The organism is Stenotrophomonas sp. YJH_SMC_94-11, assembly GCF_059370435.1.
Window position 1 is genome coordinate 11969 of sequence record NZ_JCAFTR010000001.1, and the last position, 21236, is coordinate 33204.

Consider the following 21236-nt stretch of genomic DNA (forward strand, 5'->3'; position numbering starts at 1 on the left):
CCACAGGATCGAACCGATGAGCCAACTGTCCCCCCTGCTGATCGAACTGGGCACCGAGGAGCTGCCGGTCAAGGCGCTGCCGGGCCTGGCCCAGGCGTTCTTCGACGGTGTTGTCGAAGGCCTGCGCAAGCGTGGCGTCGCGCTGGAGCTGGGCGATGCCCGCCCGCTGTCGACCCCGCGCCGGCTGGCCGTGCTGCTGCCGGGCGTCGGCCTGGAACAGCCGGAACAGCACAGCGAAGTGCTGGGCCCGTATCTGAACATCGCGCTGGACGCCGAAGGCCAGCCGACCAAGGCCCTGCAGGGCTTCGCCGCCAAGGCCGGGATCGACTGGACCGCGCTGGAGAAGACCACCGACAACAAGGGCGAGCGCTTCGTGCACCGCGCGGTGACCCCGGGCGCGAGCACCGCCAGCCTGTTGCCGGAAATCCTGCGCGAGGCGATCGCGGCGATGCCGATTCCCAAGCCGATGCGCTGGGGCGATCACGCCTGGGGCTTCGCCCGCCCGGCGCACTGGCTGGTGCTGCTGCACGGCGCCAACGTGGTCGAGGCCGAACTGTTCGGCCTGCAGGCCGGCCGTGCCAGCCGTGGCCATCGCTTCCACCACGACCAGGCCGTGTCGCTGGCGCAGCCGCAGGACTACGTTGAAGCGCTGCGCGCCGCGTTCGTGCTGGTCGACCCGAGCGAGCGACGTGCGCGCATCGTCGCCGAGGTCGAGGCCGCTGCAGCCGGGGCCGGTGGCAGCGCCCGCATCACCGAAGACAACCTGGAGCAGGTGGTGAACCTGGTCGAATGGCCCTCGGCGGTGCTGTGCAGCTTCGAACGCGCCTTCCTGGCAGTGCCGCAGGAAGCACTGATCGAAACGATGGAGATCAACCAGAAGTTCTTCCCGGTGCTGGATGCCGCCGGCACGCTGACCGAGAAGTTCATCGGCATCGCCAACATCGAATCGAAGGACGTGGCCGAAGTGGCCAAGGGCTACGAGCGGGTGATCCGCCCGCGCTTTGCCGATGCCAAGTTCTTCTTCGACGAGGACCTGAAGCAGGGCCTGGTGTCGATGGGCGACGGCCTGAAGACGGTGACCTACCAGGCCAAGCTGGGCAGCGTGGCCGACAAGGTGGCGCGCGTGGCCGCACTGGCCGAAGTGATCGCAGCCCAGGTCGGTGCCGATCCGGCGCAGGCCAAGCGGGCTGCCGAGCTGGCCAAGAACGACCTGCAGTCGCGCATGGTCAACGAATTCCCGGAACTGCAGGGCATCGCCGGCCGCCACTACGCCGTGGCCGGTGGTGAATCGGCCGACGTGGCGCTGGCCATCGACGAGGCCTACCAGCCACGCTTCGGTGGTGACGACATCGCGCTGTCGCCGCTGGGCAAGGTGCTGGCCATCGCCGAACGCGTGGATACGCTGGCCGGTGGTTTCGCTGCAGGCCTGAAGCCGACCGGCAACAAGGACCCGTTCGCGCTGCGCCGCAATGCGCTGGGCCTGGCCCGCACGATCATCGAAAGCGGCTTCGAACTGGACCTGCGCGCGCTGATGGCCAGCGCCAATGCCGGCCTGGCCGCGCGCAACGTGCAGGCCGATGTCGGCGAGCTGTACGACTTCATCCTCGACCGCCTGAAGGGCTACTACGGCGACAAGGGCGTGCCGGCCACGCACTTCAACGCGGTGGCCGAGTTGAAGCCGGCCTCGCTGTACGACTTCGATCGCCGCCTGGATGCAATCGGCACCTTCGCCGCGCTGCCGGAGGCAGAGGCGCTGGCCGCGGCCAACAAGCGCATCCGCAACATCCTGCGCAAGGCCGAGGGCGAGATTCCGGCGCAGATCGACGCGGCACTGCTGCAGGAAGATGCCGAGCGCGCGCTGGCCGAAGCGGTCACCGCCGCCATCGATGACACCGGCGCCAGCCTGCACCAGAAGGACTATGTGGCGGTGCTGGCACGCCTGGCGCGCCTGCGTCCGCAGGTCGACGCGTTCTTCGATGGCGTGATGGTCAACGCGGAAGATCCGGCACTGCGTGGCAACCGCCTGGCGCTGCTGACGATGCTGGGCGAGCGCCTGGGCAAGGTGGCGGCGATCGAGCATCTGTCGAGCTGACGCCCGTATCGGTAGTGCCGGCCGCTGGCCGGCATTGCCCCCGATCTGTGGGGTGCCGGCCAGCGGCCGGCACTACCGGAACATCGCCGGCGTTGTCTATCGGGGTCATTGCCGACATCGTGGACGATGCCGGCATCCTGATTGGTCGGTTGCGACAATCGACACTTTGCGGTGTATTTTGACCGCCACTTAACAACCGATCCGCAATGACGTGATGCATTTCGCATCGTCACCTCCGGTCGGTATGCTGTGCCGCATGCAGCCAAAGAAATACGCCCTGCCGCTGATGGTCCTGTCGCTGGCCGCCACTTCCGTGGTCCATGCGCGCGGCACCATCGACAAGGTGGACATCAAGGGATTGGACAAGGGCGACGACGCCGCAATCATCGAGAACATCCAGGAATCGCTGTCGCTGTACGACACGATCGGCAAGGAGCAGGGCGAATCGCGCCTGGAGTACCTGCTGTCGCAGGCCGAGCGGCAGACCCGCCAGGCGCTGGAGCCGTTCGGCTACTACAACCCGGTGATCAAGGTCGAGGCGCCGCGTGAGGACGAGCACGTGCGCGTGCTGATCCATGTCGACAAGGGCGCCCCGGTGACCGTGCGCCGCGAGCACATCGACATCACCGGCCCAGCGATGTACGACCAGTACCTGCAGGACGACCTGGCCGCCTTCAAGCCCCGCAAGGGCCAGCGCTTCGAGCACACCCAGTACGAAGCCAGCAAGATCACCATCACCCGGCGCCTGGCCGAGCGCGGCTACTTCGATGCCGACTACACCCAGCGCCAGGTGCAGATCACCCGCGCCGACAACGCCGCCGACATCGACCTGACCTGGGACAGCGGCCGCCGCTACAACATGGGCCCGGTGCGCTTCGAGCAGGATTACTTCGTCGACAAGCTGTTCGATCCACTGGTGTACTGGGACCAGGGCAGCTACTACCACGAGGGCAAGCTGGACCGGCTGCGCGAGTCGCTGACCAAGCTGGACTACTTCAGCGTGATCGACATCCAGCCGCGCCCGGACCAGGCCGACGAGAACGGCGAAGTGCCGGTGGACGTGAAGCTGACCCGGGCCAAGCGCACCATCTACACCGCAGGCCTGAGCTACGGCAGCGAGAGCGGCCCGGGTGTGCGCGGTGGCATCGAGCGGCGGTTCCTGAACAACCGTGGCCACAAGATGAACACGCAGCTGGACTATGCGCAGAAGCGCAAGAGCCTGGTCACCAGTTACCGCATTCCGGCCTTCAACTGGCTTGATGGCTGGTACACCTTCGCTGCCAGCGCGTATGACGAGCAGACCGACTACATCGACCTGCGCAACTTCAAGCTGATCGCCAGCCGCAGCGGCGAGATCAACGAACACTGGACCGCGATCGCCTCGATCAACGCGCTGCGCGAGCGCTGGCGCTATGCCTCCGGCACCGAATTCACCGACGCGGTCTACAACACCTCGACGCTGGTGTACCCGCAGATGGTTGCCGACTACGTCAACGTCGACGACGAGATGTTCCCGCGCAAGGGCATCAGCGGCGCTGCAACGGTGCGTGCCGGCGTGGAAGGCGCCGGCTCGGATACCAGCTTCGTGCAGGCCAACGCCGTGTTGCGCTGGTACATCCCGGTGGGTGAAAGCAATCGCCTGATCCTGCGCGGCGAGGGCGGCACCACCTGGACCAGCGATCTGGTGGCGATGCCGCCGAGCCTGCGCTACTTCGCCGGTGGTGACCGCAGCATCCGCGGCTACGCCTACCGTGAGGTCGGCCCGCGTACGCCGAAGCCGGACAAGTACGCGCTGGGTGCCAAGAACCTGGTGATCGGCTCGGCCGAGTACGAGCACTACTTCAACGGTGGCCCCTGGGGTGCGGCGGTGTTCGTCGATACCGGCAGTGCCTTCGACAACACCATCGACCTGCATACCGGCGTCGGCTTCGGCGTACGCTGGAAATCGCCGGTGGGCCCGGTGCGCATCGACGTGGCGCACGGCCTGAACAACCCGGATTCGCAGTTCCAGCTGTACCTGAACATCGGAGCGGACCTGTGAGCGCGTCCGCACCTACCCCGAACACCCCGCCGCCACGCGTGCGCTTCTATCGCCGTCGCCGCTTCTGGGCATGGTCCGGCGCCGGCGTGATCGGCCTGGTGCTGCTGGCCCTGCTGGCGGTGTACTGGCTGCTGCAGACCGTGGCTGGCCGTGACGTGCTGCTGGCGCAGGTGGTGGCGCGGCTGCCGGTGGGCGCCAGCTTCACCTGGGACAAGGTGGACGGCCCGGTGGCCGGCCCGCTGACCCTGTACAACGTCGACTTCCGCTATGACGACATCCATTTCCACGCCGAGCGTGCCCACCTGGAGCCGGACCTGCGCCCGCTGTTGGGCCGCAAGCTGCTGCTGGACAAGCTGGAGCTGACCAACGCGACGTTGAACCTGGCCAAGAGCGATGAGCCGTTCAAGCTGCCGTCGTGGCCCGATTCGCTACCGCAGATCGAAATGCCGCTGGCGATCCAGGCCGATGCCATTGCCATCGATGGCTTCCGCATCAGCCAGGCCAACGAACCGGTGATCGACATCAGCCGCGTGCGCGGCGGCATCGAGATCGCCAACGGCGAGTTCCAGGCGCACAAGCTGGTGGTGGACAGTGACATGGGCAACTTCACTGCCCAGGGCCGTTACATCCCGGCCAAGGACTACGACACCGACGTGACGGTGACGGCGGTGTTGCCGGCACCGCGTGGGCGCACAGCCGCTACCGTCGGCCTGGTCGCCCGCGGTGACCTGTCGCACATGGAAGTGGCGGTGGCCGGGCGTGCACCGAAGCCACTGCACGCGATGCTGGTGTTCGATGGCCGCACCGACCCGACGTGGAACGCCAGCGTGCGCAGCGACGAGCTGGATCTGGCGTTGCTGTCGCCGGCCTTGGCGAGCTCGGCGATCACGCCGTTGTCGCTGGATTTCACCGCTGCTGGCAAGGGCGGCAATGCCAACCTGCGTGGCAGGGTGAAGCAGGGCGAGCAGGAACTGGAACTTGCACCGTCCATGGTGTCATTGCAGGACCAGGTACTGAAGGTCTCGCCGCTGCTGCTGAAGGGCCTCGGTGGCGAAGCCCGCCTGGAGGGCACCGCCGATTTCAGCCAGGAAGACCAGCAGAAGCTCAACTTCTCGGTGGTCGCGCGGGACCTGACCTATGTGCCGACGCCCGATCCGAACACCGCCGGCAGCGCACCGGTGCCGGTGACCCTGAAGGAAGCACGCTTTGGCCTGGCTGGCACGTTGAAGGCCTGGGCCGCGATCGGCCGCGCCGAGGTGGAGCGTGATGCACAGAAGGCGCAGCTGCGCTTCGACGTGCGCGGCAACGATCAGGCCGCGTCGATCCACCAGCTGCAGGCGCAGACCCCGGGTGGCCAGCTGCAGGTGGAAGGCCAGGTGGCGTGGGCACCGCAGCTGGACTGGGACGCCAAGGCCACGCTGAAGGACTTCGACCCCGGCTATTTCGTGCCGGGCTGGAACGGCCGCCTGTCCGGCAACCTGGCCTCCAAGGGCCGCCAGCTGCCGCCGCCGGCCAATGCCGCACCGGGCACCTCGGGTACGCTGGAAGCCACGGTGGACCTGCCCTCGCTGAAGGGCATCCTGCGCCAGCGCAATCTCGACGCACAGGGCAAGTTCGCACTGCAGGGCGCGCAGGGCCAGGGTGACCTGAAGCTATCGCTGGGCAGCAGCCGGGTGACCGCGTCGGGCAAGGTCGGCGACCGCCTCGACATCGATGCGCGTTTCGAGCCGCTGCAGCTGAGCGACCTGCTGCCGGCCGCCGACGGTGGCCTGCGTGGCCAGGTACAGGTGAAGGGCCCGCGCGATGCGCCGGACATCACCGCTGACCTGGTCGGCAACAACCTCAACTGGGATGGCTACGGTGCCGAGAGCGTGAGCATCAAGGGCCGCCTGCCGTGGCGCGGCGACAGCGGCACGCTGGCCGTGCAGGGCCAGCAGGTCAACGCGGGCATGCTGCTGGAGCGGCTGAACATCGACGCACAGGGCAGTGTGTCCAACCTGCGCCTGGCCGCGCAGACCCGCAACGAGATGGGTGCGGTCGAGCTGCAGGGTAGCGTGCGCCAGCAGGGCACGCAGTGGCGTGGCGAACTGGCGTCGCTGCGCATCGCACCGGTGAAGGGCGATGCCTGGGCGCTGCGTGCACCGGCGGCGTTCGCGATCAACGGCAGCACCTACACCCTGTCCGAAGCCTGCCTGTCCGCCGCGAGCAGCGGCGCGCTGTGCGCACAGGCCAACTGGCCGCGCGAAGGCCTGGTGGTGCGCAGCGACGCGCTGCCGCTGGCGCTGGTGCAGCCGTGGTTGCCGCCGCAGTCCGGGCGCCGCATCTACCTTCGCGGCGATGTCAGCCTGGACGCGCACATCCGCCCGCGCGGCAACGCCTGGGAAGGCCATGTGGAGGTGCGCTCGAAGGAAGGCGGCGTCCGCCTGGGCGAGAACCGCAACACCGTGGGCGATACCACCCGCGGCGAGCTGGTGCGCTATGACCAGTTCTCGCTGAAGCTCGACATGACCCCGGCCAGCATCAAGGGCTACCTGGGCATGGGCTTCCAGGGCAATGGCTTCGTCGACGCCAAGATGCAGACCGGCTGGGAAGCCAGTGCGCCGCTTAATGGTGAGCTCTACCTCAACATGTCGCGGCTGTACTGGCTGGAGCTGTTCTCGCCGGACATCGTGCGACCGACCGGCCTGATCGAAGGCCACGTCAGCCTGCGCGGGACGCGAGGCCAGCCGTCGCTGGGCGGTGACGCACAGCTGAGCAACTTCAAGGGCGAATTCCCGGCGCTCGGCCTGACCTTCGACCAGGGCAAGGGCAGCTTCGTGGCCCAGCCTGATGGTTCGGCCAAGATCACCGCGCAGGCCAACTCGGGCCAGGGCACGCTGTACGTGGACGGTGGCCTGTCGTGGTTCGGCGATGCGCAGCCGCTGCAGCTGAAGATCCATGGCGAGAACGTGCTGCTGTCCAACACCAGCGAACTGCGCATCGTCGCCAACCCCAACCTCGACTTCACCCTGGCCAAGGCGGCGATGGAGCTGCGCGGCACCGTGCACGTGCCCGAGGCCGACATCGATCTGGAACGCTTGGACCGCGGCACCTCGGTGTCCGAAGACGTGGTGGTGCTCGACCCGGCCGATCCGGAAGAGTCGCGCACCTCGCCGCTGGACATGGACCTGACGGTCAGCCTGGGCGACAAGGTGAAGATGACCGGGTTCGGCCTGAAGGGCGCGCTGACCGGCAAGATGCAGGTCTGGGCCAAGCCCGGCCGCGAAATGACCGCCAATGGCGGCCTGGAAGTGAGCGGCCGCTACAAGGCGTATGGGCAGGACCTGACCATCACCCGTGGCAACCTCAACTGGAACTACAACGCGGTGTCCGACCCGCGCATCAACATCCGCGCCGAGCGCCGCATCGGTGATGTCACCGCCGGCATCGACGTGACCGGGCGTGCCCAGCAACCCCGTGCCGACGTGTGGTCCGATCCGGCGATGTCGCAGTCCGAGGCACTGGCCTATCTGGTGCTGGGACGCAGCCTGACCGGCGCCAGCAGCGACCAGGCGCAGCAGGTCAACGCGGCCTCGGCGGCGCTCTCGGCTGGCAGTGGCCTGCTCGCCTCGCAGCTGGGTGCCAAGCTGGGCCTGGATGATGCAGGCGTGAGCCAGTCGCGCGCGCTGGGTGGTTCGGTGATCGGCGTCGGCAAGTACATCTCGCCCAAGCTTTACGTGGGTTACGGCGTGTCGCTGGTGGGCGCCGGTTCGGTGATCACGCTGAAGTACCTGCTGCGCCGCGGGTTTGATGTGGAAGTGGAATCGAGCACGGTGGAAAACCGTGGTTCGATCAACTGGCGGCGGGAGAAATGACCGGGTCGGGGGCGGCGCCCTTTCGTTGAAAGGGTCCGACCCCTGGCTTCTTCAGCTGCGGCGCAGCCGCTGGCGGTGCCCGGACAGGTCCATGCTCCACAGCAGCAGCGCACCCAGCAGCGCCGGCAGCACGCTGAGCACGGACAGCATCACCAGGAATGACACTGGCAATTCCATGCGGACGGGCTTGCCCCGGCGCAGCTGGTAGCGGATCCATGCCGTGGCCAGCACGGTCCAGGCCAGCAGCCAGCACAGCGGTGCCAACCACAGCGAAGGCGAGGGCACCCACAGGTAGACGGCGGTACCGACCACTGCGATGGCTGCGCAGGCGACCGGCAGGGCCAGCCAACGCAGCCGGGAAGGCGGCACGGACGGGTCTTCAGGGGCGCTCTGCCAGACGAACAGATGACGCAGGCCAATGGCCAGCAGCGTGCCGAGCAGTGGCGCCAGCGCTGCCGTGCCCAGCACGATCGCCCTGCGCTGCTCTTCCGACTGGTAGGGCAGCAGCGTGTTGGCGATCTGGGTGGTGGCCAACGCGATGAAGGCCATCAACGTCAGCGCCACGCTTGCCAGCAGTGCACGCAGCAATGACAACTGTGCCGCGGTGAGGCGGGTGACATCGCTGGCGCCGGCCCAGAAGCGGGCTTGGCCCGCATCAATGCCGGGCGGCAGAGGGCGGTCCTCCTGGCAGCCCAGTACGTCCATCAACGCTGCGGCCTGGCGCGGCACGCGCAGCGGCAGCGCGGACATCAGGTTGCGCACGTGCGAACGCGGTTCGCGCAGCTGCTGAAGGCGGCTGGCAGCGTCATCGTGGCTGGTCCAGCGTCCGCCACGCGCCTCCATCTGCTGGGCCAGCAGATCGGTTTGCGCGGGCAGTTGCAGCCAGTCCTGCCAGGCGTGTTCGGCCAGCTCGCGCAGTTCGCCTGGTGCCAGGCCGCAGCCCGCGTCGTCCCAGCCGAAGGCCTGGTAAAGCGCCGCGGCTTCGGACAGGTTCATGGGCGCCTGCCGCGCGCGCAGCGCCTGCAGCACCCTAGCACTGGCTTCAGCGCGCTCGTCCAGGGACCACTGGCTGCGCAGGCCCTGCAGGTACACCGCGAAAGGCTGCGGGTCAGTGGATTTGGCGCGCTCCAGCAGGTCCATCCAGTTGCTCATGGGTTTGCCTCGTGTGGGGGCTGCAGGCTTGAACGATCACTGTCTGCATTGCCGGGGGAGCTGGAAAATGCCCCGCGGAGGATTGCGATGGCGGCCAGCAGGGCGCACGTCAGAAGCAGTGCCAAAGCGACCGTTCGCCGCGTGAAGCGTCTGCGTGACGGCACGGAATGGTGCAGGGCGTCGCATGCGGCCGCCCAGAACATGACCTGCCTGCGCTGCAATGGCGGTGGGAGCGCCACGTGCGCCATCACAGGCACGCCGACAAGGTAATGCAGCGTTTCACGCATTTCGTGCCGCGTGCGCGCGGACAGCGCCTGGATGCGCGCGCGCAGTGGGTGCCAGGGGCCACTGAGCCGGGCGACACGGGTGCGGGCCTGCACCACCGAAACCGGCGCATTCTCAAGATGCATGTAACGGGCGAGCGCGGTCTCGTTGCCTGGCACCAGCAACCAGCACAGGTGCATGCTGTGGCCGAGGGCGGCCATGTCGTAGCACTCGCGGCTACTGTCCCGGTCATACCACTGGAAGCGGTCGGCCAGCTGCTCGAAGTTCGCTTGCGGGAACGGCGTAGTGCCCTTCATCAGCCGTTGCCAGGTTGCCAGGTTCACCGCGCCAGCATCCGCGGGGGGCTGCAGTTCCGGGGACTGCTGCAGCCAGGCTGCGAAGTCTGCCGGATCGCGTTGCTGACCGTTGCGGACGATGCGGTCGGCAAGCGCCTCGGCGGCAGATAGCCCTGTCGAATGCGTGGTGCCCAGATCGATTCCTGCGATCATCGGTCCTTCCCTAGTATCCGTGCCTGATTCTAGCCAGCATCGGTGCCCCCAACCATCGGCCGTTGCCCCATGCGGCCCCAGCGGCTATGGTCCCGGGCTGTTCTGTCGTACCGGATTGCCTCATGTCACCACGCAAAGCCCTTCCCACCGCCCTGGCCCTGGGCCTGACCCTCGCCGCGGGTGCCCATGCCGATGAAGGCATGTGGATGCCGACCCAGCTGCCGGACCTGGCCAAGCCGCTGCAGGCCGCTGGCTTCAAGGGTAATCCGGCCGACCTGGCCAATGTCACCGCGCCGCCGCTGAGCGCGGTGGTGCGCGCTGGCGGCGGCACCGGCTCGTTCGTGTCCAGCGACGGCCTGCTGCTGACCAATCACCACGTGGCGATGGGCGTGATCCAGTACAACAGCTCCCCAGAGCACGACCTGATCAACGGTGGCTTCATCGCCAGGGACCGTGCCGATGAGCGCCCGGCCAACCCGGACTTCCGCGTGCTGGTCACCGTCGGCTTCGACAAGGTGACCGACCAGGTGCTGGCGCAGGCCCGCGGCAAGACCGGCCGTGCCTACTTCGATGCCGTCGATGCCGCCAGCAAGCAGATCGTGGCCGAGTGCGAGAAGGATGGCAGTGTGCGCTGCTCGGTGGCCAACATGTACTACGGCACCGACTTCTACCGCATCGCCCAGCTGGAACTCAGCGACGTGCGCCTGGTGTACGCGCCGCCGCGTGCGATCGGCAACTATGGCGATGAGATCGACAATTTCATGTGGCCGCGCCACACCGGCGACTTCACCCTGCTGCGCGCCTATGTGGGCAAGGACGGCAAGCCGGCCGCCTACAGCAAGGACAACGTGCCCTACCAGCCGCCGGCACATCTGCAGATGTCGGTGGAGGGCCCGAAGGAGGGCGACTACGCGATGCTGGCCGGTTATCCGGGCATCACCTACCGCCACCGTACCGCGGCAGAATTCGCCGGCCAGATCGACACCGTGCTGCCGCGCCGCGTTTCGGTGTTCCAGCAGATGATCGACACCATCGAGGCGGCAACTGCCAAGGACGCGCAGGCACGTACCCGTTACGCTTCGCAGCTGCAGTCGCTGAAGAACAACCGCAAGCGCGCCGCCGGTGAGCTGGAAGGTCTGCTGCGCAGCGACGCCAAGGCCCAGCGTGCCGCCGACGAGACCGCGATGCTGGCCGCCACCGACCGCAGGTACCAGAGCGACATCAAGGCGCTGCTGGCCAACCTGTCACAGGGCGCGGCGGTGGGCGAGCGTGACCTGCTGCTGGACCAGATGGCCGCACAGAGCCAGTTGCTGCGCTCGGCGCTGCTGCTGGAGCGCCTGCGCATCGAATCGGCCAAACCGGACGCGCAGCGCGAGAGCGGTTACCAGCAGCGCGACCAGGCGATGATCGAAGGCGTGCTCAAGCAGGTCCAGCGCCGCTACGCGCCGGAGGTCGAGAAGGCCCTGCTGACCACCCTGCTGACCCGTTACCAGCAGCTGCCGGACGCGCAGCGCGTGGCCGAGTTCGACGCCGCCTTCGGCCGTACCCCGCAGCAGCTGGCCAAGGCACTGGACACCCTGTACGCCGGCACCCAGCTGGGTGACGAGGCGCAGCGCCTGTCGCGCTTCGCGGCTGCGCGCGAAGGCAAGCCCCTGGCCGCCGATCCGCTGATCGCCGTGGCCGGCCCGCTGGTGGCCGCGCAGCTGCGCATCGAGAACGAAAGCAAGACCCGCGAGGGCGAGCAGCTGCGCCTGCGCCCGGCCTACATGCAGGCGCTGTTCGCCTGGCGTGCCAAGCAGGGCCGCGCCGTGTACCCGGATGCCAACCGCACCCTGCGCATCAGCTACGGCAAGGTCGAGGCACTGCACCCGCGCGATGGCGTGACCTACTCGCCGGTGACCACCGTGGCCGGCATCGTCGAGAAGAACACCAATGCCTATCCGTTCGACGCACCCGAGCCGCTGCTGGCAGCGATCGCCAAGGGTGACTTCGGCAGCACCGCCGATCCGGCACTGAAGACCCAGACGGTCAACTTCCTGACCAACCTGGACACCACCGGCGGCAACTCCGGCTCGCCGGTGCTCAATGCCAAGGGCGAACTGATCGGCCTGAACTTTGACAGCAACTGGGAGTCGGTCAGCGCCAGCTGGTGGTTCGACCCGCGCTACAAGCGTGCCGTGCACGTGGACATGCGCTACCTGCGCTGGCTGCTGGCCAAGGTCTACCCGGCGCCGGAACTGCTGAAGGAAATGGGCGTGCCGGCCCAGTAAGAAGCCGGCCACGACCCACGGTCGTGGCCCGCACCGCGTAAGCCCCCACACTGGTGGGGGCGGTTGCCCCCAACGAGCCCGTACACCCGGCCGCGCCTGGCCTACACTGCGGGTTCCTCCGACGGAAACACACGCGTGGTCTCCAGTTGGGTCCTGCTGCTGGTCTCGGTTGCCTATGCCGCGCTGCTGTTCGGCGTGGCGTGGTGGGGCGACCGTCGGCCGATGTACCCCGACCGGCCGTGGCTGCGGCCGGTCGTCTACAGCCTGGCGCTGGCGGTGTACTGCTCGTCGTGGACCTTCTACGGCGCGGTCGGCACTGCCGTGCGCAATGGCGTGGGCTACCTGCCGATCTACATCGGCCCGCTGCTGCTGCTGTTGTTCGGCTGGCGCATCATCGAGCGCCTGGCGCTGATCGCACGCAGCCAGAACGTGGTCTCCATCGCCGATTTCATCTCCTCGCGCTTCGGTCGCTCGCGGCGGCTGGCGGCGCTGGTGGCGATCATCGCGCTGATCGGCATCATTCCGTACCTGGCGTTGCAGTACAAAGCGGTGGCGATGAGCCTGCAGGTGCTGACCGGCAACACCGGCCCGACCGGGTTCTTCACCGACCCGGCGCTGTACGTGGCATTGCTGATGGCGCTGTTCGCCACCCTGTTCGGTACCCGCCAGGTCGATGCCACCGAGCACCACCACGGCATGATGCTGGCGATTGCCTTTGAATCGGTGATCAAGCTGCTGGCGATGCTGGCGGTGGGCGTGTTCGCCTACCTGTGGCTGAGCAACCGCACCGACGCGGTGGTCGAGTCGGTGCATACGCTGTTCACCGGCCTGCCGCCGGTCGGCTTCATCTCGCAGACCCTGCTCAGTTTCCTCGCCATCATCTGCCTGCCGCGCCAGTTCCACGTGGCCGTGGTCGAGTGCGGTGACGTGCGCGACGTGCGCCGCGCGCGCTGGATGTTCGGCGGTTACCTGGTGCTGATCTCGGGCATGGTGCTGCCGATCGCCACCGCCGGCGTGACCCTGTTCGGCACCGGCGGCAGCGTCGCCGACGACTCGATGGTGCTGGCGCTGCCGTTGGCCGAAGGCCGCAATGCGCTGGCGCTGATCGCCTACGTGGGCGGCTTCTCGGCGGCCACCGGCATGGTCATCGTCTCGTCCATCGCGCTGGCGACCATGGTCAGCAATGATCTGGTGATGCCGGTACTGCTGCGTCGGAGCGGTGACCACCAGGAAGCCGCTGACGTCGCCTCGCGCGTGTTGTGGATCCGCCGCCTGGCGATCCTGCTGCTGGCGCTGATGGCCTACAGCTACTACCGCACCAGCAGCAACGACAGCACGCTGGCCTCGTACGGCCTGATGGCGTTCGCAGCGGTGGCGCAATTCGCGCCCGGCCTGATCGGCGGCCTGTACTGGCGCGGTGCCAGCCGGCGCGGCGTCGAAGTGGGCATGCTGCTGGGCTTTGCCACCTGGCTGTACACCCTGCTGCTGCCGGCGATGACCATGGCCGGCTGGGTCGACGCCGCCTGGGTACAGCACGGCCCGTTCGGCATCGAGTGGCTGCGTCCGCAGCAGCTGTTCGGCATGTCCGGCTGGGACCCGCTGACCCACGGCACGTTCTGGTCGCTGCTGGTCAATGCGGCCACGATGATGCTGGTGTCCGCACGCTGGCGGCCCGGCGTCGACGAGCGCCTGCGTGCGGCACCGTTCCTCGACCCGTATGCCGAGCGCCCGTCGGTGGCCGGCGGCTGGCCCGGGCATGTGCATGTGGGCGACCTGCTGGCGCTGGCTTCGCGCGTGGTCGGCGAACGCCATGCACGGCGTTCGTTCTTCGAGCAGGCGCAGTCGCTGGGCCGTGAGCTGCAATCCTCGGCACCGGCTGACCGGCCGTGGGTGCAGTTCACCGAGCGCCTGCTGGCCGCCTCGATCGGTGCGGCATCGGCGCGCCTGCTGCTGACCAGCCTGCTGCGTGGCTCGGGCATGGACCTGGGGGAAGTGGTGGCGGTGCTGGACGAAGCCGGGCAGGAACTGCGCTTCAACCGCGAGATCCTGTCGACCACGCTGGAGAACATCAGCGCCGGGGTCAGCGTGGTCGATCCGGACATGCGCCTGACCGCGTGGAACCGCCGCTACCAGGACATGTTCGGTTACCCCGACGGCATGCTCTACGTGGGCCGCCCGGTGGCCGACCTGATCCGCTACAACGCCGAGCGCGGCGAGCTGGGCGAGGGCGATATCGAAGTGCAGATCAACCGCCGCATCGGTTACATGCGCGCCGGCTCGCCGCACGTGTTCGAGCGCACCCGCAGCGACGGCAAGGTGATCGAGATGCGTGGCCAGGCGCTGCCCGGCGGCGGTTACGTGACCAGCTACAACGACATCACCGACTACAAGCACGCTGAAAGGGCGCTGCTTGAAGCCAACGAGACGCTGGAACAGCGCGTGGCCGAGCGCTCGCATGAGGCCGAGGTTGCGCAGCAGTCGAAGACGCGCTTCCTGGCGGCGATCAGCCACGACGTGCTGCAGCCACTGAACGCCGCGCGCCTGTTCGCTTCGGCGTTGCGTGACAGCGACCACGTGAGCGATGAGCAGAAGCACCTGGCCGAACGCGTGGATGCGTCGCTGCGCGCGGCCGAAGAACTGCTGGATGGCCTGCTGGACGTGTCGCGGCTGGATGCCGGTGGCCTGCACCCGGTGATCGGCGAGTTCGATGTGAGTGCGTTGATGCGCGAACTGGCGGCGCAGTACACGCCGGTCGCCGCCGGTCGTGGCCTGCGCCTGGACCTGTTCGCGCGCCCGGCGTGGGTACGCAGTGATCGCCGCCTGCTGCGCCGCGTACTGCAGAACTTCCTGGCCAATGCGCTGCGCTACACACGCCAGGGGCGCATCGTACTGGCCGTGCGCCAGCGCGGCGACGAGGTGGAACTGCAGGTGTGGGATACCGGCCCTGGCATTCCCGAACACCACATGCGGCAGATCTTCGACGAGTTCCACCGCTACCAGCAGCCGTTCGACTGGGGCGAGCAGGGGTTGGGCCTGGGCCTGTCGATCTGCCAGCGCATCTCGCGCCTGCTCGACCATCGCCTCAATGCACGCAGCCGCGTTGGCAGTGGCTCGATGTTCTCGATCATCCTGCCGCGGGTTGCGCCCTTGCCCGGCTACACCGAGCCTGCCAAGGCGACCCAGGCTGTGGCCACACCGGTGCGCAGCGATTCGCTGGCGGGCCTGCGGGTGCTGTGCGTGGACAACGACGAGGAAATCCTCGACGGCATGCGTGCATTGCTTGGCCGCTGGCAGGTGCAGGTGATCACCGCCGCCACCGTCGACCAGGCGCTGGAGAAGATCGCCGAGCGCCCGCAGGTGATGCTGGTGGACTACCACCTGCACGACCGCATGGATGGCCTGGATGCGCTGGTGGCACTTCGCGAGGCTGCGGGCTACCCGTTGCCCGGTGCGCTGCTGACCGCCGATGGTCGCGACGAGTTGAAGCGGATGGCGCGCGAACGCGGCTACCGCGTGCTGACCAAGCCGATCAAGCCGGCCTCGCTGCGCGCCTTCCTGGGCGCGCTGCGGGATGCGCAATAGATCCACGCCATGCGTGGATGCGATGCCAGGTAGTGCCGGCCGCTGGCCGGCAACCACGCAATCGCTCGCTTCCGATGCGTTACCCCACGCCGTGCAGGTGTTCGTACAGGATGGTCGCGCCGATGATCACCAGGATCACGCCACCGATGATCTCCGCACGCTTGCCGACCATGCTGCCCAGCACGCGGCCGAGCATGATGCCGGCGGTCACCATGGTCAGTGTGCACAGGCCGATGACCGCGGCCATCACGCCGATATGCACGTCCATGAAGGCCAGGCCGATACCCACCGCCATCGCGTCGATGCTGGTGGCGAACCCGGTCAGCGCCAGCTTCCAGAAGCCGTGGTGCTGCGAGGGATCCTCGTCATCCTCGGCGCTGTCCGGGCGCAGGCCGTTGTAGATCATGTGGATGCCCAGCGCACCGAGCAGGCCGAACGCGATCCAGTGGTCGAAGGCTTCGACGTACTGCAGCGCGGCGCGGCCGAGCAGCCAGCCGATGATCGGCGTGATCGCCTCGATGACGCCGAAGATGATGCCGGCACGCAGTGCATCGCGGAACACCGGCTTGCGCATGGCCGCACCCTTGCCGATTGCGGCGGCAAAGGCATCGGTGGACATGGCAAAGCCGATCAGGAGGATCGAAATGGGGGACATGGACAGCGGCTGAGGTCGGGCAAGGGCGGACGCACGGCTCGCGCTCGCGCCCAACCTGACGTTGCGCGCGCGGGCCGCTGGTCTCGCCAACCATCATGGTTGTCCACGCCACGGCGCACTGGCCGAGTATGTTGACGTGGACGATTCCTGCGAAGGAATCCGGCTACTCCCCAAGGGGACGCGAAGCTTAGCATCGCGATTCGCGCGTGGCGCATTTACAGACAAACGCGCAGGCAGGGCTGGTTTGTATAGCGATGGCTATAACACGGGCCAAGCAAAGGCGTGCCAAGCAAGCTTGGCACCTACCAGGGCGGTTTCAGACGTTCCAGGCGAATGCCGGCCAGCGGCCGGCACTACCGTCAGTCTTCTTCGGGCGGCAGCACGATGGCGTCGTCGTCGATGGCCAGCTTGCCGGCCATCAGCACGGCCTGGGTGCGGTTGGTCACGCCGAGCTTGCGCAGGATGGCGGTGACGTGGGCCTTGATCGTCGCTTCGGAGACGTTGAGGTCGTAGGCGATCTGCTTGTTCAAGCGGCCAGCGCCGAGCATCTGCAGGACACGGAACTGCTGCGGGGTCAGCTCGCGCAGGCGCTGGCCGACTTCGCGTTCTTCGCTGCCGGTGGGCGGCACGTTGTGCGCTTCCGGCGGTGCCCAGGTCTCGCCATCGAGGATGGTGCCCAGCGCATGGCCGATGGTGTCCGAATCCGCAGACTTCGGGATGAAGCCCAGCGCACCGTGGTCGAGCGCGCGGCGCATCACCGTGGCTTCTTCGCGCGCGGACACCACCACCACTGGCAGCTGGGGGTGCAGTGAGCGCATGTGCACCAGTGCGTTGAAGCCCTGCGCACCGGGCATGTTGAGATCCATCAGGACCAGGTCGGCGTCGTTGTGCTGGTCGGCCAGCGCGTACAGCGCTTCCACGCTGTCGGCCTCGAACAGCTGCACGCCGGGGATGACCCGCTGCACGGCTCCACGCAGGGCTTCGCGGAACAGCGGGTGGTCATCGGCAATCAGGAGGGTGGTCATGGTCGGGGGGAACCGTGGGGGAAACCAGATGGGGTCAGAGCCGTTTCCTGGTGGAAAGGGATCCGACCCCGGGTTCTGCATCAGCGCACCTTGCGCTCGTCCACCAGCGACGCCACCACCGACGGATCGGCCAGAGTCGAGGTGTCGCCGAGCTGGTCCGGCGCGTTTTCGGCAATCTTGCGCAGGATGCGGCGCATGATCTTGCCCGAGCGGGTCTTCGGCAGGCCCGGTGCCCACTGCAGGTGGTCCGGTGTGGCGATCGGCCCGATCTCCTTGCGCACCCAGGCGATCAGCTCCTTGTGCAGTTCATCGCTCGGGGCCTCTTCGGCCACCAGGGTGACGTAGGCGTAGATGCCCTGGCCCTTGACGTCGTGCGGGAAGCCCACGACTGCCGCTTCGGCCACCTTCGGATGCGAGACCAGCGCGCTTTCCACTTCGGCGGTGCCGATGCGATGGCCGGACACATTGATCACGTCGTCGACGCGGCCGGTGATCCAGTAATAGCCGTCTTCGTCGCGGCGGCAACCGTCACCGGTGAAGTAGCTGCCCGGGTAGGTGCGGAAGTAGGTATCGATGAAGCGCTGGTGGTCGCCGTACACCGTGCGCATCTGGCCCGGCCAGGAGTCACGGATGATCAGGTTGCCCTCGGTCGGGCCGTCCTGGATCTCGCCATCGGCATTGACCAGCGCCGGCTGCACGCCGAAGAAGGGCAGGGTGGCCGACCCCGGCTTGAGGTCCATCGCGCCGGCCAGCGGCGAGATCAGGATGCCGCCGGTTTCGGTCTGCCACCAGGTATCGACGATCGGGCAGCGGCTGTCGCCGACCACTTCGTAGTACCAGCGCCAGGCTTCCGGATTGATCGGCTCGCCGACGCTGCCGAGCAGGCGCAGCGACGCGCGCGAGGTCTTCTTCACCGGCTCCTCGCCTTCGCGCATCAGCGCACGGATGGCGGTCGGGGCGGTGTAGAAGATGCTCACCTTGTGCTTGTCGATGACGTTCCAGAAGCGCGAGGTGTCCGGATAGTTCGGCACGCCTTCGAACATCAGCGAGGTCGCACCGTTGGCCAGTGGCCCGTACACGATGTAGCTGTGGCCGGTGACCCAGCCGACGTCGGCAGTGCACCAGTAGATATCGTCCTCGCGCAGGTCGAACACCGCTTCATGGGTGTAGGCCGCATACAGCAGATAGCCGCCGGTGGTGTGCAGCACGCCCTTCGGCTTGCCGGTGGAGCCGGAGGTGTAGAGGATGAACAGCGGGTCTTCCGCGTTCATGCGTTCCGGCTCGCAGGTGGACGGCTGGCTGTCCACCACATCGTGGAACCAGCGGTCGCGCGGGGCCTGCATGTCCACCGCGCCGCCGGTGTGGCGCACCACCAGCACGGTTTCAACCGTGTTCGTGCCCGGCAGCTTCAGCGCGGCATCGACGTTGGCCTTCAGCGGAATCCTGCGGCCACCGCGCAAGCCTTCGTCGGCGGTGATGATCAGCTTGCTCTGGCAGTCGCTGACGCGGTCGGCGATCGAGTTCGGCGCGAAGCCACCGAACACCACCGAGTGGATCGCACCGATGCGCGCGCAGGCCAGCATGGCTACTGCGGCGTCGACGATCATCGGCAGGTAGATGGTGACGCGGTCGCCTTTCTTGACCCCAAGGTTGCGCAGCGCATTGCCGAGGCGGCAGGTGCGCTCATACAGCTCGCGATAGGTCACGTGCTGGGCCGGTGCATCCGGGCCGTCCGGCTCGAACAGCAGGGCGGTCTTGTCGCCGCGCGTCTCGAGCTGGCGATCCAGGCAGTTCACGCTGGCATTGAGCTCGCCATCCTCGAACCACTTGATGTGGAAGTCGGACAGGTCGTAGCTGACGTTCTTGATCTTCGTCGGCTTGCGCATCCATTGCAGGCGCTCGGCGGCCTTGCCCCAGAATCCATCCGGGTCGGTCACCGACGCCTGGTACTGCTGTTCATAGGTCTTCTTGTCGATGCGTGCCTTGGCGGCGAACTGCGGATCGACGGGGTAGATATCAGCCATGGCACCCTCACTTGCACGTTGACTTTGTATGTGCGGTCGCAGCATCGCAACGACCGATCCCCCTCAGTTTGCCCCATCCACCCCCGGCCGCGTCACCACCCTGGTTAGACCATGGTCGAAAGTGAGCGCTCTGCAGGGCCGGGTTCGACCAATGGCGAATAGCCGCTATACATAATCGCCCCGCAGTCTCGGCTCGACCGTGCCCCACGCGCGGCATCACCTTGCCACTTGGGAGAGAGGGCAACATGAGCCACCGTACGTTGAAAGCCGTGCGCACACCTTTGGCGGCCTGCCTGCTGGTCGCCCTGGTCGCACCGGGCATGGCGTTCGCAGAGACCGCCAAAGAGAAGGCACTGGAAGCACGCGTTGCCGAACTGGAACGCCAGGTCCAGCTGCTGCTGTCTTCGCAGCAACAACAACAGACCCAGATCAGCCAGACCCAGCAGGCGGTAACCGAAGTGCGCACGGTGCAGGCCGAGCAGAAGCCGGTTGCACAGGTGCCGGCCGGCAAGCAGCCGATCCAGGTCACCACCATCACCCCGGGCGCGGCACCGGGCACCACGGTCAAGATCGGCGGCTTCATCAAGGCCGACTTCCTGGCCACCCAGACCAGCGATGGCCAGCTGGCCGACGACGCCACCGGCCGTTCGCTGTACCTCCCGGGCCAGACCCCGGTGGAAGGCGCCGGCGGCAGCGGCAAGCGCTCGGGCACCGATTTCAACGCCCATGCCAAGTTCTCGCGCTTCAACCTGGGCATCGACAACGTCAGCGAATCGGGCAACAAGGCCGGTGCGTTCTTCGAGATGGACTTCTTCGGCAACTCGCTGGGCAACCAGACTGCCACCAATACCTACGGCGTGACCCTGCGCCACGCCTACATGTACTGGAACAACTGGCTGGCCGGCCAGACCTGGTCCAACTTCATGGACGCTGCCGCACTGCCGGAAGCGGTCGACTTCGTCGGCCCCACCGACGGCGTGATCTTCGTGCGCCAGGCCCAGGTGCGCTACACCCAGGGCGGCTTCAGCGTCGCGCTGGAAAACCCGGAAACCACCACCCTCACCGGCACCCGCAACCCGGTCACCGGCGCCTGGACCAACGCCAGCGCCAACTCCGACCGTGGCAGCCTGCCCGACCTGACCCTGCGCTATGGCTGGAAGGGCGACTGGGGCACCTTCGGTGTCGGCGGCATCGTCCGCCAGTTGAAGGTCGACAACCAGGCGACCGGCGCGAAGGCCGACAAGGTGGCCGGCGGCCTGACCCTGGGCGGCAAGTGGGTGATGGGTGACAGCGATTCGCTGCATTACCAGCTGACCGGTGGCGAAGGCATCGCCCGCTACATCGGCCTGGGCATCACTGCCGACAGTGCCTATGACGTGGCCCGCGACGAACTCAACCCGACCGGCGTGCTGGCCGGCTATGTCGGCTGGCGGCATGCGTTCTCGCCGAAGCTGCGCACCAACCTGATCTACGCGCGCAGCGACTACGACAACGACAGCATCCTCGGCCCGCTGGTGACCAAGAGCGTGCAGAGCATCCGCGGCAACATCTTCTATTCGCCGCTGCCCAAGGTCGATATCGGCGCCGAGCTGATGTATGGCCGTCGCGAAGTGGAGAACGGCAACAAGGGTGACATCACCCGGTTGCAGTTCACTACGAAGTACAGCTTCTAAGAGCGTGCCGGCCGGCGGCCGGCACCTACCGAGATTGAATGCCGGCCAAGGTCGGCATCTACCGAATTGAGTGCCGACCAACGGTCGGCACCCAC

Annotated in this window: 11 protein-coding genes and 1 riboswitch; of the genes, 6 read left to right on the forward strand and 5 right to left on the reverse strand. The window is 67.3% G+C overall.

Features of this window, described 5'->3' with window-relative positions; genetic code table 11:
• The first annotated feature begins 16 nt into the window (after positions 1-16).
• The 3 genes from glyS (at position 17) to AC5P74_RS00075 (ending at position 7987) form a co-directional block, all read left to right on the forward strand.
• Positions 17-2092, forward strand: a complete 2076-nt coding sequence (glyS, locus tag AC5P74_RS00065; RefSeq protein ID WP_070489362.1) for a glycine--tRNA ligase subunit beta — start codon at positions 17-19, stop codon at positions 2090-2092.
• A gap of 244 nt (positions 2093-2336) precedes the next feature.
• Positions 2337-4133: an autotransporter assembly complex protein TamA gene (locus tag AC5P74_RS00070; RefSeq protein ID WP_032954656.1), complete on the forward strand. Its 1797-nt coding sequence runs from the start codon at positions 2337-2339 to the stop codon at positions 4131-4133.
• Positions 4130-7987: a translocation/assembly module TamB domain-containing protein gene (locus tag AC5P74_RS00075; RefSeq protein WP_495204741.1), complete on the forward strand. Its 3858-nt coding sequence runs from the start codon at positions 4130-4132 to the stop codon at positions 7985-7987. The genes AC5P74_RS00070 and AC5P74_RS00075 overlap by 4 nt, the downstream gene beginning before the upstream one ends.
• A gap of 51 nt (positions 7988-8038) precedes the next feature.
• Here the strand turns inward: AC5P74_RS00075 and AC5P74_RS00080 are convergent, their stop codons facing one another.
• Positions 8039-9139 (reverse strand): hypothetical protein, encoded by a 1101-nt coding sequence (locus tag AC5P74_RS00080; RefSeq protein ID WP_206620071.1) that lies wholly within the window; start codon positions 9137-9139, stop codon positions 8039-8041.
• Positions 9136-9912 carry a hypothetical protein gene (locus AC5P74_RS00085; protein ID WP_053498780.1) on the reverse strand — a complete coding sequence of 259 codons (777 nt, stop codon included), beginning with the start codon at positions 9910-9912 and terminating at the stop codon, positions 9136-9138. The genes AC5P74_RS00080 and AC5P74_RS00085 overlap by 4 nt, the downstream gene beginning before the upstream one ends.
• Positions 9913-10034: 122 nt before the next feature.
• On the opposite strand from AC5P74_RS00085, the gene AC5P74_RS00090 reads away from it, so the two are divergent.
• The gene (locus AC5P74_RS00090; protein ID WP_346607692.1) at positions 10035-12182 is read left to right on the forward strand and encodes a S46 family peptidase; all 2148 of its coding nucleotides are present in this window, start codon (positions 10035-10037) and stop codon (positions 12180-12182) included.
• 135 nt (positions 12183-12317) lie between these two features.
• Complete coding sequence (locus AC5P74_RS00095; RefSeq protein ID WP_171957740.1) at positions 12318-15764, forward strand: hybrid sensor histidine kinase/response regulator; 3447 nt, start codon at positions 12318-12320, stop codon at positions 15762-15764.
• 79 nt (positions 15765-15843) lie between these two features.
• Here the strand turns inward: AC5P74_RS00095 and AC5P74_RS00100 are convergent, their stop codons facing one another.
• The 3 genes from AC5P74_RS00100 to acs all read right to left on the reverse strand — a co-directional run bounded on the left by AC5P74_RS00100 (position 15844) and on the right by acs (position 19468).
• Positions 15844-16419 (reverse strand): manganese efflux pump MntP, encoded by a 576-nt coding sequence (locus AC5P74_RS00100; RefSeq protein WP_005420421.1) that lies wholly within the window; start codon positions 16417-16419, stop codon positions 15844-15846.
• A gap of 88 nt (positions 16420-16507) precedes the next feature.
• Positions 16508-16597: riboswitch (yybP-ykoY riboswitch) on the reverse strand.
• Between the two features lie 181 nt (positions 16598-16778).
• Entirely contained in the window at positions 16779-17444 is a 666-nt protein-coding gene (locus tag AC5P74_RS00105) for a response regulator transcription factor (RefSeq protein WP_005420420.1), read from the reverse strand.
• An 80-nt stretch (positions 17445-17524) separates the two neighbouring features.
• On the reverse strand, positions 17525-19468 hold the full coding sequence (gene acs / locus AC5P74_RS00110; RefSeq protein ID WP_053498791.1) for an acetate--CoA ligase: 1944 nt from the start codon (positions 19466-19468) through the stop codon (positions 17525-17527).
• Positions 19469-19713: 245 nt separating this feature from the next.
• On the opposite strand from acs, the gene AC5P74_RS00115 reads away from it, so the two are divergent.
• Positions 19714-21141, forward strand: coding sequence for a DcaP family trimeric outer membrane transporter (locus AC5P74_RS00115; protein WP_053498792.1), 1428 nt, complete (start codon positions 19714-19716; stop codon positions 21139-21141).
• Positions 21142-21236: the final 95 nt, after the last annotated feature.

What these genes read in the sequence shown, in the direction of transcription:
- acs (WP_053498791.1), bottom strand. Translation starts at nt 19,468, where the DNA reads ATGGCTGATATCTACCCCGTCGATCCGCAGTTCGCCGCCAAGGCACGC.
- AC5P74_RS00090 (WP_346607692.1), top strand. Translation starts at nt 10,035, where the DNA reads ATGTCACCACGCAAAGCCCTTCCCACCGCCCTGGCCCTGGGCCTGACC.
- AC5P74_RS00105 (WP_005420420.1), bottom strand. Translation starts at nt 17,444, where the DNA reads ATGACCACCCTCCTGATTGCCGATGACCACCCGCTGTTCCGCGAAGCC.
- AC5P74_RS00100 (WP_005420421.1), bottom strand. Translation starts at nt 16,419, where the DNA reads ATGTCCCCCATTTCGATCCTCCTGATCGGCTTTGCCATGTCCACCGAT.
- AC5P74_RS00070 (WP_032954656.1), top strand. Translation starts at nt 2,337, where the DNA reads ATGCTGTGCCGCATGCAGCCAAAGAAATACGCCCTGCCGCTGATGGTC.
- AC5P74_RS00080 (WP_206620071.1), bottom strand. Translation starts at nt 9,139, where the DNA reads ATGAGCAACTGGATGGACCTGCTGGAGCGCGCCAAATCCACTGACCCG.
- glyS (WP_070489362.1), top strand. Translation starts at nt 17, where the DNA reads ATGAGCCAACTGTCCCCCCTGCTGATCGAACTGGGCACCGAGGAGCTG.
- AC5P74_RS00115 (WP_053498792.1), top strand. Translation starts at nt 19,714, where the DNA reads ATGAGCCACCGTACGTTGAAAGCCGTGCGCACACCTTTGGCGGCCTGC.
- AC5P74_RS00085 (WP_053498780.1), bottom strand. Translation starts at nt 9,912, where the DNA reads ATGATCGCAGGAATCGATCTGGGCACCACGCATTCGACAGGGCTATCT.